The sequence below is a fragment of the Aeromonas eucrenophila genome, from assembly GCF_000819865.1.
GTDB classification, from domain to species: domain Bacteria; phylum Pseudomonadota; class Gammaproteobacteria; order Enterobacterales; family Aeromonadaceae; genus Aeromonas; species Aeromonas eucrenophila.
Genome location: NZ_CDDF01000006.1, coordinates 94362 through 109196, shown reverse-complemented (window position 1 = coordinate 109196; position 14835 = coordinate 94362). Strand labels below are relative to the sequence as shown.

Sequence of the window (14835 nt, the reverse complement as noted above, 5' to 3'; positions counted from 1 at the left end):
CGTCACGCTTATCGCGTTGAGGAGGCGCATATTACGCTCCTCACTTCGAAAGTCAAGCGCTTGTTTTCGCTTTTCTTTCGGCGCCCACTTCACCAGGAAGCTAGCTCATCAGTCCGGCGTGTTCCGCCGTGCTGGTAGGGGCGCATTATAGGGAGCCAGCGCACGATGACAAGGGCTTTTTGTGAAAAAGATCCCGTTTGCTGAAAAAGCAGGCTGAAGTGTACAAAACACCTGCATCCCTTCTGTCTCACGCTACTTTTTTACCCAAATTATCGCTCTTGGCCTGGATGCAGTTTACCCAACCGCTTGCGTGTTGCTGCCAGTTATCGACCCTTTGGAGTTCAAAGGCCAATTCCAGCACCTGTGTGTGCTGCTCCTTATATAAGGTGTGTTTGCAGTCTTGGCTCTTTTGCCCTGTTCACTCTCTGGCTGCCAACTGATTTATGGCCTAGTCCGTTTTGCTTTGCTGCAACTCTGTCATGGCTAGACGGCCACCTCGGCTACTTTCTCTATATAACGTCGTTGGAAGGATTTGCCGTCATCCAGTGCGGGTACGACCAGAACGCCTGCTTTAATAAAGAGATGAAAGGCCAATGGCCAAAAGACCTGCCTCCAAGGCCATTCCACGGCGCACAGACGAGATAGATAATGACAATGACTCTGACCGCATCAGCATATCCTGCCAGAGACAATCAGATGATTTTCTTGGCCTTCTGCCGAAAAAACAGGATAATTTTTAGACAAACACGGGAGTTACGGGCGTTGGTTGTCACAACACCATATTAAATAACTAAAAAATGTCTTTTCGATCAGGATCGATAGAGGTCGGAAAAGGAGAGTGACATGTTTAACGATGCGATCTGGGAACACATTGATCGGTTCACCAAGGCCAAGAAGACCAGCGATATCCAGCAACAACTGGAGCGCTTCAGTCATCAGATGGGGTTTGATTACTTCCGTTTGCTGATTATTTTTCCCATCAGCATGCAAAAATCTCACGTAGCATTATTTAACAATTGCCCAACCAGCTGGTTTGAAGCCTATTCGGAGCGGCACTACCTGACTCAGGATCCAGTGGTTTTTCTGGGCCTTAAGCAGACCCAGCCCATCTTCTGGAACAAACTCGACTGCGATTCCCCCTGGTTGCCCAGCGCCAGTCGGGAGGTGATGAACCTGGCGGCCGACTTCGGGGTGAGAAATGGCGTCTCCTTCCCGCTGCATACCCCGCAAGGAGAGCACGGCATCCTTTCCTTTATCAGCAAGGAAAAATCCAGTTCTGACCTGATGTTTGAAAACGTTCCCTTGCTGTCATTTTGCGCCAGCTACATCTTCAACTCGGCGCTGCAGCTGATAAAGAGCAGACCGGACCTGATGAAGCACCTGGCCGAGCTGTCGGATCGGGAGAAAGAGTGCCTGTTCTGGGCCAGCGAGGGCAAAACCTCCTGGGAGATCGCCACCATACTCGGCATCAGCGAACGCACGGTGAACTTCCACCTCAACCAGGTCACCAACAAGACGGACTCCAAGAACCGCAACCAGGCGATCGCCAAGAGCATCTCCAGCGGCATCATAGTGCCCTCCCTGGATGATGTGACCATCACCAATCTGCGTCTGTCCTAGACAGGCCGATGGAAAAGCAAAAAGAGCCGCGATGCGGCTCTTTTCCATTCTGTGGCTAGGTCATATCACCCTAGGATAGCAATCATTCCAATTTATCCTGCGTGTCCTGTTCAGCCCTCCAGCAGGGCCAGGGCGGCGTCGAAATCATAGCGATCCACCTGTTGAGCTACCCGAGCCAGACGCTCGGCCAGTGCGGGTGCCAAGGCAAGGGCTCGCAGCTCAAGCAGCGCCTCGACCGCCTCGCTGTCACTCTCGGCCAGCAAACGGCCAAGTCGGGCCAATCGTGGCTGAAGGTAGGGATCGGACTCCTGTGTCCGCGGTTTCGGCGCAGGCTGCTCCTCTCCCAGACAGGCCAGAGCATCGAGCACCGGCCCCAGTCTTAACTCAACCTCGGCCAGACTGGCCTGGACCAGGTCATCCGCCGCTCCTGTCTGGCAGAGCCGTTCCAGTTCAGCTGCCGCTTGTGTTATCCCGAAGGCGCCGATATTGCCAGCCGTTCCCTTCAGGCTGTGTGCGAGCCGAGCCGCCGCCGCAGGATCGGGGTCGGCAAGTGCGACTTCGAACTGTTCGGCAAAGCCTCGATAGGCGGCAAGGAATTTGTGCAGCAGTCGCTGATAGAGATCGGCATGCCCCTGACAGGTGGCCAATCCGGCGGCCTGATCGATGCCATCAAGTTCGACGGGCAAGATGATGCCGGCATGCAGTGTAACCTCTGCCACCTTAGCCGCCGGCAAACGGGCTCGCGGCCTGATCCACCTGGCCAGAGTGGCAAACATGATATCCACATTGAGTGGCTTGGCGATGTGATCGTTCATGCCACACGCCAGCACGCGCTCACGATCTCCGCTGATGGCGTTGGCCGTCATGGCGATCACCGGCAGCGTCGCGAAACGCGGCTGCTGGCGGATCAGCTGGGTCGCGGTGTAACCGTCCATCACCGGCATCTGACAATCCATCAAGACGCCGTCGAAGTCGGCATCACGTTCCAGCAGATCGAGCGCCTGCTGACCATCAAACGCCTGATGCAACTCTATGCCCACGCCCTGCAACAGCTCGTTGACCAGCTCACGGTTCAACTCGTTGTCCTCCACCAGCAGCAGGCGGGCACCACGCAGGCTGGCCGTGGTGCTGGCGCTCTGCTCGCTGCGTTCAGCCAGGCGGGTATCGAGCTGAGGCGTCCTACCGAGCGCCCCCCCCAACGCCTCCAGCAAGGTGGATGGTGTCACCGGCTTGGTCAGCACCATGGGCAACACGACACCGTGCAACTCTGCCTGCTCACGCACCTCCTCACGGCCGAAGGCTGTGACCATGATCACCGACGGTGTGCGGACCAGGTTGGCCCCATGTATCTGCCGCACCGTCTCAACTCCGTCCATGCCCGGCATGCGCCAGTCCATCAACACCAGGTCATAGGGCAAGTGCTTGTGCTCGGCTTCCACCAGCATTGCCAGGGCCATGCGACCACTATCGGCCACGTCCACCTCGACCCCAAAGCTGCTGGCCATGCCAGATAGGATCTCGCGGGCGCTGGCATTGTCGTCGACCACCAGCGCCCGCACACCGCGCAGCTCGTCCTGGGTGAACATGCGCCGTGGCAACAGCTCGTCCTGGCGTCCAAGGATGGCCGTAAAATGGAAGGTGGAGCCCTGCCCAGGCACGCTTTCTACCCAGATGCGCCCCCCCATCAACTCGATCAGGCGTTTGGAGATGGAGAGACCCAATCCGGTGCCACCGTATTTGCGGGTGATGGAGCTGTCACCCTGGCTGAAGGAGCGGAATATCCCTTCGCATTGTTCGATGCTCATGCCAATACCGGTATCACGCACCCAGAAGTGCAGCTCCAATCCAGCGCCATCATCGCCGAGCAACTCGGCACCTACTACTATCTCGCCGCGCTCGGTGAACTTCACGGCATTATTGCCCAGGTTGATCAGTACCTGCCCCAGCCGCAGCGGATCCCCCACCAGTGCGGTAGGCAGCTCGAGGGCAGTATCAAACAGCAGCTCAAGGCCCTTGTCTTCGGCACGCAGGCCAATCATGTTGGCAAAATTGTCCAGCACATCCTCCAAATGGAAGGGGATCTGCTCCAGATCCATCTTGCCGGCCTCGATCTTCGAGAAATCGAGAATGTCGTTGATGATGCCGAGCAGGTTCTCCGCCGAGCGATGCACCTTTTCGATGTAGTTGCGCTGGCGACGATCCAGCTCTGTACCCAACGCCAGATGGCTCATGCCGATGATGGCGTTCATCGGGGTACGGATCTCGTGGCTCATATTGGCGAGGAAGGCGCTCTTGGCCTGGGTCGCCTCCTCCGCGACCGCGCGTGCCTCGGTCAGCGCCGTGACGTCGATATTGACCCCGGTTGCCCGCAGCGGCGTTCCCTCCGGGGTGCGCGTGAAGCGACACAGGGACTTGAAGGTGCGCACCGCACCATCCCGTTGACGCAGGATACGAAAATCGATCTCGAGTCGGTCATCGCCGTTTGCGATCGCCATTTCGAAGGCGTCGCCGGCAGGCGTCGCATCATCGGGGTGCAGCAGCGCCTTCCAGTGATCCAGCGTGCCGCCGAAGCCACCCGGCTCCAGCCCGAACATATTTTCCAGCTGGGGTGTCCAGTAGCCATGGCCGGTCACGAGATCCATGTCGAACAGACCTATGCCGCCAGCCTCCTGCGCCAGCGTCAGGCGCTCACTGGCCGTGCGCAACCTGGCCCCCAACGCCCGGCGCTCACTGACATCCCGCACCGAGGCACAGACACAGGTGCCACGCCCGGCCAGAGTGGGCAGGTGGGACAAGCCGATCTCCACGGAGAACAGGCCGCCATCCTTGCGCACCCCTTGCAGATCTTCGATGCTCTCCCCCATCTGGCGAGTGCTGCCGTGAGTGATGAAGTCATCACGCCGCGCCACATGGGCGCCACGGCCGCTCTCCGGTACCAGACACTCGATGGATTGACCGATCAGCTCGCCGCTGGCATAGCCGAACAGCTTGTCCAGCTGCGGATTGGTGAGCAGGATGCGGCCATCGGCACCGATCACCAGCATGCCGTCTGGCGCCGCCTCTATAATGCCGCGATACCAGGCCTCGGTGGCCCGCAACGCAGATTGCTGCACCTCCAGTTCTACCGCCTGACGCTCCAGTTGCAGGGTTTGTGCCCCCATCTCGTCGGCCTGGCGCCGGGTCTCCTGTAACAGAGTCAGGGCGGCCTCGCTGCGTTCCATGATGGCCATGGCACCAGCCAGCCTGGGCAACACCTCCTGCAATAAGAGAGCCTCAGTCTCCCCAAGGGGATGGAAACCGGCCAACTCCATTACACCGAGCAGTCGATCGCCACGCATCACGGGTTGCACCAGCAGGTGGCTGGCAGGCGCCTCCCCCAGCTGGGAACGCACATGCCAGAATGACTCGGCCAACCCCTCCAGCTGACGCGGCCGACGATCGATCGCGCACTGACCGAGCAGCCCCTCACCGAGAGCAACCGTCACTGCCAGCGGATGCGCGGGATCATTGGCATAACCCCCCAACAGTTGCAGGCTGCTTGAGCCTTGATGCAGGCTGTAGAGCCCCCCCTGGCAGATGCCGAGGGATGGGGCCATGTGAGCGAAGAAGACTTGCGCCAACTCCTGCGGAGTCTCTGCCTGCTGCAGTTCGACCTGCAGCAAAGAGACATGGGACTTGACCTTGCGCTGCAGCTCGAGCTGGCGTGCCTCGAGCTGCAGCGTGGCGATGGCCCGCGCCAAGTCGCCAGTCTCGTTGGACATATCGACATGGGGTATGGGTTGATCCAGCTGCCCGGCCGCCAGCAGGTCCACCGCATGGCGCACTCGATCGAGCGGATTGTTGATCGATTTGCTGACCAACCAGGCCAGCATCAGCGCCAGCGCCAGGCCTCCCAGCAGCAGGATGGAGGTGAGCACGCTGCTGCGCTTGGCATAATCGCTGATTTGCATGACCAGATCCCGCAGAGCCTCCTGTTTGATCTTTGCAATCTGCGTCAGCATGCTGTCGGCGCGAAAATCCAGCAGCTCGAACTCATCGCCGTTGAGCAGCGCCTGCGCCTGATCCTGATGGCCCTGCGCGGCCAGTTGCAAGGCTCTGTCGCCGAGCTGTTGGTGACGTTCGAGCTGTAGTTTGAGTTCGGAGGCATTGATCAGGTTTTCGGTACGCCAGAGTGTCGGCTGGGTCAGAGCCAGCTCCTCGCGCAGGCGCAACTGGGCGTCATGCAGCTGCTTGATGGCCTCGCGCCTGATGTCTTCATCATCGGTACCGACGGCCTTGTGGAGCGCCTGTACGATATGCGGCAACTGTACCCGCGCCTCCTGTAGGTGGAGGGCACCTACCAAATCCTTGCTGTAGAGATGATCCAGATCCCGGGTCAGTTTGGTCTGGACACGCAGGCTCTGCACCCCAAGTGCCAGCGCAAGCACCAGCAACACGGCAAACCCCAGTATCAGCTTGTGTCGCAGCGCGAGCCGCTCAAGCAGGGCAAGCACTCTCATCATGGGCTCCTTGTTCCTGGCTCAGGGGGTTGGGCTATGCTTGGCCGCCAGCAGATTGGTCATATCCTGCTCGCTGTCGCTAAAACGCTCGGCGATAGCCCGGAATTGCTCGTGGGCAGACAGAAAGGCATCGCAGACGTCCGGATCGAAGTGCCGGCCCCCCCCCTGGCGGATGATCTCCACCGCTTCCTGGTGAGACATGCCTGGCTTGTACACCCGGCGACTGATCAGCGCATCATAGACGTCGGCCACCGCCATCAGCCGGGCGCTGATGGGAATGGCATCTCCGGCCAGACCCTGCGGGTAGCCGCTGCCGTCCCACTTCTCCTGATGGCTGTAGGCTATCTCCTTGGCCAGACGCAGAAAGTCCACCGAGATGCCGAGCTGATCCTCGGCCCGCTGGATGGCATCACGCCCCAGGGTGGTGTGGGTCATCATGATCTCGAACTCTTCCACCGTTAAACGGCCGGGTTTCAGCAGGATGTGATCCGGGATGCCGACCTTGCCGATGTCGTGCAGGGGGGCCGACTTGAACAGCAGCCCGATGGTGTCGTCGTCGAGGAAGTGACGAAAACGGGGGTGATCCCGCAGCAGCTCGGCCAGCAGTTTGACGTAGTGCTGGGTGCGGCGAATATGATTGCCGGTCTCGTTGTCACGAGTCTCCGCCAGGGAGGCCATGGCCTGGATGGTCACGTCCTGGATGGCCATCACCTCGCGGGTGCGGCGCTGGACCTCCTGCTCGAGAAAGTCGTTCTGATCCCGCAGGAAATCGGCGGCAGCCTTGATCTTCAGTTGGGTATCAACCCGGGCCAGCACCCGGGGCGGGCTGATGGGCTTGGTGATGTAATCCACGGCACCGAGCGCCAGTCCCTGGATCTCGCTCTCCACGGCGGTCATGGCGGTGAGGAAAATGATGGGAATATCGCGGGTTCGCGGCTCTTGCAGGAGCCGCTCGGCCACCTGATGGCCGGAGAGTCCCGGCATCATGATGTCGAGCAGTATCAGCTCAGGCAGAGGATCCCCCTGCAGGATGCGTAGCGCCTTCTCACCACTGTTGGCAACCTTGACCCTGTACTTGTCCTTGAGCAAGGCGGCCATCAGCATCAGGTTGTCCGGGGTATCGTCCACCACCAGCACGGTTGCTGACTGATGGAAGTCTTGAGGATGATTCATGGTGCTTCCTGCTCCAGTTCAATAATGAGTGACCATTGCCATAAGCCACTCGATCTAGAGGAAGCTTAGCTTTGATATAAACTGCCTGCTTTCAATAAGTTGAGCAATAAAAAACCGGCGCACCACTGGCATGGTGCGCCGGTTTTCAGGCGGGATCTCCCGGGGCGGACGGCGCAGTGAACCTGGGGTCTATTCCACGGTGACGGATTTAGCCAGGTTGCGCGGTTGATCCACGTCGGTGCCCTTGATCAGGGCGACGTGGTAGGAGAGCAACTGCAACGGCACCGTGTAGACGATGGGGGCTATCATCTCTTCCACGTGGTTGAGGCTCATCACCCGCATGGTCTCGTCGCTCTTGAAGCCGGCATCCGCATCGGCGAACACGTAGAGGATGCCGCCGCGGGCACGCACCTCTTCCACGTTGGACTTCAGCTTCTCCAGCAGATCGTTGTTCGGCGCCACCACTATGATGGGCATCTCGGCATCGATCAGCGCCAGCGGGCCGTGCTTGAGCTCACCGGCGGCATAGGCCTCGGCATGGATGTAGGAGATCTCTTTCAGCTTGAGCGCCCCCTCCATGGCGATGGGGTACTGGCTGCCGCGGCCGAGGAACAGGCTGTGGTGCTTGTCGGCGAACTCTTCGGCCAGGGTCTCGATCTGCTTGGCCAGCGCCAGGCTCTCCTTGATGCGCAGCGGCAGCGCTTGCAGCGCCTTGACCAGCTCGGCCTCGGCGGCGGCACTCAGGTTGCCACGGCAGTGACCGACGGAGGCCACCAGCATCAGCAGGCCGGCCAGCTGGGTGGTGAAGGCCTTGGTGGAGGCGACGCCGATCTCGGCACCGGCCCGGGTCATGAAGGCGAGATCCGATTCACGTACCAGGGAAGAGCCCGGCACGTTGCAGATGGCAAGCGAGCTCATGTAGCCGGACTCCTTGGCCAGACGCAGGGCGGCCAGGGTATCGGCGGTCTCGCCGCTCTGGGACAGGGTCACCAGCAGGCTGTTGGGGCGTACCACGGACTTGCGATAGCGGAACTCGGAGGCGATCTCCACGTCGCAGGAGACACCGGCGATCTCCTCGAACCAGTAGCGCGCCACCATGCCGGAGTTGTAGGAGGTGCCACAGGCGACGATCTGGACGTGCTCGACCTTGTCGAAGATGGCGCGGGCGCCGTTGCCGAACGACTCGACGATCACGTGATCGTTGCCAAGACGCCCTTCCAGGGTGTTGGTGATGGCCTTGGGCTGCTCGTAGATCTCTTTGAGCATGTAGTGGCGATATTCGCCCTTGTCACCGGCATCGTGGGACAGCTCGGACTCCAGCTCCTCGCGCACCACGGCGTCGCCGTTGGTGTCGAACACATGGACGTCGCGGCGGGTCACCTCGGCCACGTCCCCCTCTTCCAGGAAGATGAAGCGACGGGTCACTGGCAGCAGGGCCATCTGATCGGAGGCGATGAAGTTCTCGCCGATGCCGCGGCCAATCACCAGCGGAGAGCCGGAGCGGGCCACCACCACGCGGCTGTCGTCGCGGCTGTCCATCACCACAGTGCCGTAGGCACCGCGCAGCTGCTTCACCGCCACCTGCATGGCGGCCAGCAGGCTGGGGGCGGATTTCAGCTCGTGGTGTACCAGGTGGGCGATCACCTCGGTGTCGGTGTCGGAGCTGAACTCGTAGCCCATGCCCTGCAACCTGCTGCGCAGCTCTTCGTGGTTCTCGATGATGCCGTTGTGCACCACCACGATATGTTCGGAGATGTGGGGGTGGGCATTGCGCTCGGACGGCTCGCCGTGAGTGGCCCAGCGGGTGTGGGCGATGCCGGTGCCGCCGTGGACGGACTGCTCTTCCAGCGCCTTGGCCAGTTCGGCCACCTTGCCCAGACGACGCACCCGCTGCAGCGGCTGGTTGGCGCTGAACACGGCCACCCCGGCGGAGTCATAACCGCGGTACTCGAGACGGCGCAGGCCTTCCACCAGAATTTCAGCCACATCACGTTGGGCCACGGCCCCGACGATGCCACACATAGACTTCTCCTTGAACTTGAACTGTTAACAATGGGATGAGCAGGCGAGATTCAGCCTGCGAGGGGGGCGCAGATCAGCGTCACCCCTTTGGATTCGAGTAGTTGCCGGGTCTCGTCGGCCAGGCCGGCGTCGGTGACCAGGGTATGGATCTGTGCCCAGGGCAGCTCCAGATTGGGGATCTTGCGGCCTATCTTCTCCGACTCGACCATGACGATGACCTCGCGGGACACCTCGGCCATCACCCTGGACAGGCCCACCAGCTCGTTGAAGGTGGTGGTGCCTCGCTCCGGGTCTATGCCGTCGGCACCGATGAACAGCTGGTCGAAGTCGTAGGAGCGCAGCACCTGCTCCGCCACCTGGCCCTGGAAGGATTCGGAGTGGGGATCCCAGGTGCCGCCGGTCATCAGCAGGGTGGGCTCGTTCTCCAGCTCGCGCAGGGCGCCGGCCACGTTGAGGGAGTTGGTCATCACGATGAGGCCACGCTTGCTGCCCAGCATGGGGATCATGGCGCTGGTGGTGCTGCCGCTGTCGATGATGACGCGGTTATGATCGCGGATGCGCTCGGCGGCGGCACGGGCGATGGCCAGCTTTCGGTTCGAAACTTGTTCGAGGTTGCTGTCCGCCACCATCTCGCTCGGCAGGGGCACAGCACCACCGTAACGACGCAGCAGCAGACCACCGGTCTCCAGCACGGCCAGATCCTTGCGGATGGTTACTTCCGAGGTGGAGAAGTATTTGGCGAGGGTATCGACGCTCACTTCCCCCTGTTCCTGTACCAGGGTCACTATGGTGTGGCGACGCTGCTGAGTGTTTCGCTTGGTCATCTTAAAGTTTCGATTCGAAATAATGTCGAAATGTTAGCGTCTTTTTTGGAAAAATAAAACCGCAAATAGGATCCGATTTGGTTCGATGCCAGAATGGACAGGCTGATTTGCAACGAGGACGCCATGCAAAAACGAGTCATCTGGCTGGTGGAAGATGAGGCCAGCATCGCCGACACCCTGATCTATGCGCTGCAAACCGACGGTTTCGAGGTGGAGTGGTTCCCTCTCGGTCAGCCGTTGCTGGTGCGACTGGAACAGACGCGACCCGATTTTCTGATCCTGGATGTGGGGCTGCCTGACATCAGCGGTTTCGAACTGTGCAAGCAGGTACGAGCCCGCTGCGACACACCGCTGATGTTCCTCACCGCCCGCAGCGAGGAGATAGACCGGCTGATCGGGCTGGAGATTGGGGCCGACGACTACGTGGCCAAGCCGTTCTCGCCGCGGGAGGTGTGCGCCAGGGTGCGGGTGATACTGCGCCGTAGCCAGCCGGTCGCTCAGGCCACCAGCCAGCCGCTGGTGCTGGACGAGGAGCGGGCCCGTATCTGCTTCCACGGCCAGGCGCTGGCCCTCACTCGCTACGAGTACCTGCTGCTCAAGACCCTGATGCAGGCGCCGGGTAGGGTCTACTCCCGCCAGCAGCTGATGGATCTGGTGTGGAGCGGGGCCGAAGAGAGCCTGGATCGCACCGTCGACACCCACATCAAGACCCTGCGCGCCAAGCTGCGGGAGCGTGACGCCGAGGCCAATCTGATCCTGACCCACCGCGGGCTGGGCTACAGCCTGGAACTGGCATGAGCATAAAACCGCAACTGCCATGCGCTCTAGGACGAGGCTAGGTATGAGAACAGGACTCCAACAGCCGTACTGGCGGGACTACGCATGAGAATAGGGCTGCAACTGCTGTGCGGGCTGGTGCTGATCTTCGCGCTGGCCGCCTGGTTCGTGCTGGAGATCTTCGTCGAGGAGATAAAACCCGGGGTGCGCAGCGCCACCGAGGACACCCTGGTCGACATGGCCCAGCTGCTGGCCCCGCTGGCGTTGGACGATCTGCAGGAAGGCAGGATGGAAGATGGCCGACTGGCCGGCGCCTTCGCCCGCCTCAACCAGAGCCCCATCAACGCCCTGATCGACGGCCACCTCAAGCAGCAGGCGGAGTACCGCATCTACGTAGCCGATGCCAAGGGCAAGGTGGTCTATGACTCGAGCGGTCAGGATCTCGGCAAAGACTACTCCCGCTGGAACGACGTCTACCGCACCCTGCGCGGTGAGTACGGCGCCCGCAGCACCCGCAGTGACCCAGACGATCCCGCCAGCTCGGTGATGCACGTGGCCGCCCCGCTGCGCTCGGGGGAGCAGATCCTCGGCTCCCTCACGGTCGCCAAGCCCAACCGCACCCTGCTGCCCATGATAGAGCGCAGCGAGCGCCAGCTGCTGCAGGGGGCGGCGGTGCTGCTCTGCCTCTCGCTGCTGATCGGCGCCCTGCTGGTGTGGTGGCTCACCCGCGCCATCGGCAAGCTGGTGCACTACGCCGATGCGGTCAGTCAGGATCAGCCCGCCAGCCTGCCCAGACTCCACAGCCCGGAGCTGGACCGGCTCGGCCGCTCCCTGGAGACCATGCGCCGCCAGCTCGACGGCAAGTCCTACATCGAAGGCTATGTGCACAGCCTGACCCACGAGCTGAAGAGCCCGCTGGCCGCCATTCGCGGGGCAGGGGAGATACTGGCCGAGGCACCGCCACCGGAGGTTGCCCAGCGCTTTATCGGCAACATCAACCTGGAGACGGCCCGCATGCAGCGACTGATCGAGCGCATGCTGCAACTGGCCAAGCTGGAGTCGGGTCAGGGGCTGGACAGACAGGCCATCGCACCCGCCAGGCTAGGCAGGCGGACCCTGGACGCCCGCCAGATAGTCGCAGAGCGCCGCCAGATAAGCCTGGAGGCCGAGCTCGGCGAGGCTCCCAAGCAGCGATGGGATCCCCTGCTGGTGGAGCAGGCCCTCGGCAACCTGCTGGATAACGCCCTCGACTTCTCCCCCCTGGGGGGCCAAGTCTGGTTGAGCGGCAAGATGAGCGCCGACGGCTACTGCTTCCGGGTGCGGGATCAGGGGCCCGGCATCCCGGACTATGCGCTGCCACGGATCTTCGAGCGTTTCTACTCCCTGCCCAGGCCCGACAAGGGCAAGAGCAGCGGCCTGGGGCTCAGCTTTGCCGCCGAGGTGGCCCGCCAGCACGGCGGCCAACTGACCCTGGGCAACCTGCCGGAAGGCGGGGTGCTGGCCGAGTTGTGGCTGCCGGCCGGCTGACTTCACACCGAGCACACAGAGCGCAGCTAGGCTGTGCCTCCTCGAGAGCTTGCCCCACCAGGGGCATAGACGCGCATTCAGATGAATCAAGGAGATATTCATGCCCCGCATCCTGCTGTCCGGCCTGCTCGCCGCCGGCCTGCTCTGCTCATTGCCCGCCAGCGCAGCCTCCGGCTGCCTGCTGTTTGCCGATGGCAGCGGCAAACCGATTTCCACCGAGGGGGATTGCGCCGCCCAGCTGCCACCCGCCTCCACCTTCAAGATCCCGCTGGCGCTGATGGGCTATGACAGCGGCTTCCTGGTGGATGAACAGCTGCCAGCCCTGCCGTTCAAGCCCGGCGACGCCGACTTCCTGCCGGAGTGGCGGGAGACCACCACCCCGAGCCGCTGGATGACCTACTCGGTGATTTGGTACTCCCAGCGCCTCACCGAGTGGCTGGGGATGGCTCGCCTCCAGCAATACGTCGACCGCTTCGACTACGGCAACCGGGATCTCTCCGGCAACCCGGGCAAGCACGACGGTCTGACCCAGGCCTGGCTCAGCTCCAGCCTCGCCATCAGCCCGCAGGAGCAGGCCCGCTTCCTCGGCAAGCTGGTGAGCGGCAAGCTGCCGGTCTCAGCCCAGACGCTGCAGCACACGGCCAATATCTTGCGACAGCCCGACATCGACGGCTGGCAGATCCACGGCAAGACCGGCATGGGCTATCCCAAGCTGCTGGATGGCAGCCTCAACCGGGAGCAGCAGATCGGCTGGTTCGTCGGCTGGGCCAGCAAGCAGGACAAGAAGCTCATCTTCGTCCACACCGTCATCCAGAAGCCGGGTAAACAGTTTGCCTCGCTCAGAGCCAAGGAAGAGGTGTTCGCCGCCTTGCCGGCCCAGCTGAAGAAGCTGTAACCCCTTCCCTCAACCGGCGCCTGGCGCCGGTTTTTTTATTGCCCTTCACCCTCACTTCACAGGGCCCCATCACCCCTTCACCCTGACTCTGCACCATGGCACCCATCAACAAGGAGATGCGTCATGGTCAAACAGATACTCACCCACAAGATTGTCCTGCTGCTACTGCTCAGCCTGCTGCTGATGATCCCCGTTCACTCCATCATGGAGCTGAACCGGGAACGCCAGGCTTACCGCAGTCAGGCCATCCACAGCATCATGGCCAGCAGCAGCGGTCCGCAGCGCTTGCTGGGGCCTGTGCTGGTGCAACCCTATACCCGAGCCGTCACCGTGGAGCAGGACGGCAAGCGCTTCGTGCGCGAGGAGCGGGTCTACCGCTATCTGCTGCCGGATCAGCTGGATGTGCGGGCCAGCATGGAGGTCACCCCGCGCAAGCTCGGCATCTATCAGGCGCAGGTGTACCAGGCCCGCCTCTCCCTCTCCGGCCGCTTGCCAAGCAATCTAAACGACAAGGCGCTGGTGGCCGGCAACCCGGACTTGCGTTTTGACGGCGCGGATCCCGCCCTTGTCCCGGGCAAGCCCTACCTCAGCCTGGTGCTGTCCGATGCCCGCGGCATCAACAGCGTGCCCGAGCTGCGGCTGGGGGAGGCGCGTATCCCCTTCGCGCCCGGCGCCCTGTTGGGAGATGGGATGGCCGGCATCCACGCGCCACTCGATGCCTTGCCCGGCGAGGATGGCCGCTTTCACATCGAGCTGAACCTGCAGGGGATGAACGCGCTGGAAGTGGTCCCCCTCGGTCAGGACAGCAAGTTGCATCTGAGCGGTAACTGGCCCCACCCCAACTTCATCGGCGACTTCCTGCCGGGCAACCGCACCCTGGGCGAGCAGGGGTTCGAAGCCAGCTGGCAGACCAGCTGGTTTGCCACCGACATGGAGACCCGCTTCACCCGCCTGATGAAAGGGGTGGGCGCCAAGCTGCCGAGTTTCAGCGTCAGCCTGGTACAGCCGGTGGATCACTATCAGCTGAACGAGCGGGCCGCCAAGTATGCCCTGCTGTTCATCGGCCTCACCTTCCTCAGTTTCTTCATGTTCGAGCTGCTCAAGGGGCTGCGGGTGCACCCAATCCAGTACGCCCTGGTGGGCATGGGGCTGGCCATCTTCTATCTGGTGCTGCTGGCGCTGACCGAGCACCTGGGCTTTGGCTGGGCTTACCTGGTCGCCAGCCTCGCCAGCGTGTCGCTCAACGGCTTCTACCTCAGCCACGTGCTGGGCGGGCCGCGTCAGGGCCTTGGCTTCGCGGCTCTGCTCGGGCTGGTATACAGCATATTGTTCGGATTACTGCAGGCAGAAGAGATAGCCCTGCTGCTCGGCGCCCTGCTGCTGTTTGCCATACTGGCGCTGGTCATGATGCTGACCCGCAAGCTGGACTGGTATCGGGTGATGGCCACGTCCTCCTCCCCGCGCGAGTCATAGCCGGCAAGCCAAAAACAAAACCGGC

Annotated in this window: 9 protein-coding genes; 5 read left to right on the top strand and 4 right to left on the bottom strand. The window is 61.9% G+C overall.

What is annotated here, in order from left to right; genetic code table 11:
* Window positions 1-843 precede the first annotated feature (843 nt).
* Window positions 844-1620 carry a LuxR family transcriptional regulator gene (locus tag BN1124_RS08980; RefSeq protein WP_033129649.1) on the top strand — a complete coding sequence of 259 codons (777 nt, stop codon included), beginning with the start codon at window positions 844-846 and terminating at the stop codon, window positions 1618-1620.
* 110 nt (window positions 1621-1730) lie between these two features.
* Here the strand turns inward: BN1124_RS08980 and BN1124_RS08975 are convergent, their stop codons facing one another.
* The 4 genes from BN1124_RS08975 to BN1124_RS08960 form a co-directional block, all read right to left on the bottom strand.
* On the bottom strand, window positions 1731-6119 hold the full coding sequence (locus BN1124_RS08975; protein ID WP_197066199.1) for a response regulator: 4389 nt from the start codon (window positions 6117-6119) through the stop codon (window positions 1731-1733).
* A 21-nt stretch (window positions 6120-6140) separates the two neighbouring features.
* Entirely contained in the window at window positions 6141-7292 is a 1152-nt protein-coding gene (locus BN1124_RS08970; RefSeq protein WP_033129651.1) for a response regulator, read from the bottom strand.
* A gap of 189 nt (window positions 7293-7481) precedes the next feature.
* On the bottom strand, window positions 7482-9314 hold the full coding sequence (glmS, locus tag BN1124_RS08965; protein WP_042641128.1) for a glutamine--fructose-6-phosphate transaminase (isomerizing): 1833 nt from the start codon (window positions 9312-9314) through the stop codon (window positions 7482-7484).
* A 50-nt stretch (window positions 9315-9364) separates the two neighbouring features.
* Window positions 9365-10138, bottom strand: a complete 774-nt coding sequence (locus BN1124_RS08960) for a DeoR/GlpR family DNA-binding transcription regulator (RefSeq protein ID WP_042641126.1) — start codon at window positions 10136-10138, stop codon at window positions 9365-9367.
* Window positions 10139-10261: 123 nt separating this feature from the next.
* On the opposite strand from BN1124_RS08960, the gene blrA reads away from it, so the two are divergent.
* The 4 genes from blrA to creD all read left to right on the top strand — a co-directional run bounded on the left by blrA (window position 10262) and on the right by creD (window position 14810).
* Window positions 10262-10936 carry a beta-lactam response regulator transcription factor BlrA gene (gene blrA / locus BN1124_RS08955; RefSeq protein WP_042641146.1) on the top strand — a complete coding sequence of 225 codons (675 nt, stop codon included), beginning with the start codon at window positions 10262-10264 and terminating at the stop codon, window positions 10934-10936.
* A gap of 84 nt (window positions 10937-11020) precedes the next feature.
* Window positions 11021-12442 carry a beta-lactam sensor histidine kinase BlrB gene (blrB, locus tag BN1124_RS08950; protein WP_042641124.1) on the top strand — a complete coding sequence of 474 codons (1422 nt, stop codon included), beginning with the start codon at window positions 11021-11023 and terminating at the stop codon, window positions 12440-12442.
* 100 nt (window positions 12443-12542) lie between these two features.
* Window positions 12543-13337 carry a class D beta-lactamase gene (blaOXA, locus tag BN1124_RS08945; RefSeq protein ID WP_042641123.1) on the top strand — a complete coding sequence of 265 codons (795 nt, stop codon included), beginning with the start codon at window positions 12543-12545 and terminating at the stop codon, window positions 13335-13337.
* A gap of 123 nt (window positions 13338-13460) precedes the next feature.
* Window positions 13461-14810 (top strand): cell envelope integrity protein CreD, encoded by a 1350-nt coding sequence (gene creD, locus BN1124_RS08940; protein WP_042641121.1) that lies wholly within the window; start codon window positions 13461-13463, stop codon window positions 14808-14810.
* Window positions 14811-14835: the final 25 nt, after the last annotated feature.